This is a genomic window from Aquimarina sp. MMG015, assembly GCF_018100855.1.
In the GTDB taxonomy this organism is placed as follows: Bacteria; Bacteroidota; Bacteroidia; order Flavobacteriales; family Flavobacteriaceae; genus Aquimarina; species Aquimarina latercula.
Window position 1 is genome coordinate 1 of record NZ_JAGJEB010000032.1, and the last position, 1142, is coordinate 1142.

Sequence of the window (1142 nt, forward strand, 5' to 3'; positions counted from 1 at the left end):
AAATATGGACCAGAAGGAAGTTCTGAAACATCCATAGTTTCTGAAGTGTTTGTAGAATTTAATTCTTTGATTATTCGTCCTTGGAGATCAACAATCTGTAAGACCTTAGTCTTTGTAGACAAACCACCAATGTAGATAACATTATCCTTGACAGGATTAGGATAAACAATCATCTTCTCTTCAATATTATCAATACCTGAAGATCGATTACAATCTGGAACAGATGATGAGTTACTGAAATATATAGCGAAGTCCTTTATCTTAGAAACCATCACAAAACTATTAGCTTCTTGTGTGACCCAATAAGATCCATCTAAACCTTCAAATCCAGTATTATTCAAAGTAACTTCTGGATTAGAATTCTTCAACTGAAAAGTCATTGTAGTTTTAAAGTCTACATACCAATCTGGTGAACCATTATTTGTATTGATTGCAAACTGATATAATCCGTTATTAGAAGGAACCCAATTAATAGTAAACTTTCGAAAATTACCAAGTTTTGGACCATCACTTCCTAAAATATGAACATTAGAATATGATATCTTATCCATAGCACTAAGACCGCTATTGATAGGTGTACCAAATGAACAACTATTATTACCATCTCCATCGCCTCCATTATCATCATCTCCTTTTACAGTTAAAGCAAAAGTGGCTTCACTTTGTTTACCATCATTATCAGTAGCTACAGCTTTAACTGTATACGTCCCAGCAGATCTTCCATTTAACTCTTGTGGATTTGGAGAACTATCATGACCCCACTCATATGGTGCTACATTCTCTTGACGAATAAGACTATTATTAATATATAATTTTACATTAGAAACACTTCCATCAGAATCAGAAGCATTTGCAACTACTGTTAGATCATATCCCTCATCTACAGTAATGTTACCAGATGGTGAAGCAAATGAAACATTTGGAGCTTGATTACTAGTTGGTGTTTTAACAATCACAGTTCTTGAAACTTCTGTAGAAAGCCCTTCTTGTCCTTCTTCAAAAGCTCGTGCTCCTATAGTGTATGTGCCAGCTGAAGTCGGTGTCCAAGTTACAGTATAAGGAGCCGTTTGATCTTGATCATAATATCCACCATTAACTTTAAAATTAACTCGATCAACATCTCCATCAGGATCTGAGGCATT

Annotated in this window: 1 protein-coding gene; it reads right to left on the reverse strand. The window is 34.7% G+C overall.

The window, feature by feature from the left end; all coding sequences use genetic code 11:
• On the reverse strand, positions 1–1142 hold a 1142-nt coding region (locus J8L88_RS23360; protein ID WP_211062071.1), incomplete at both ends, for an Ig-like domain-containing protein.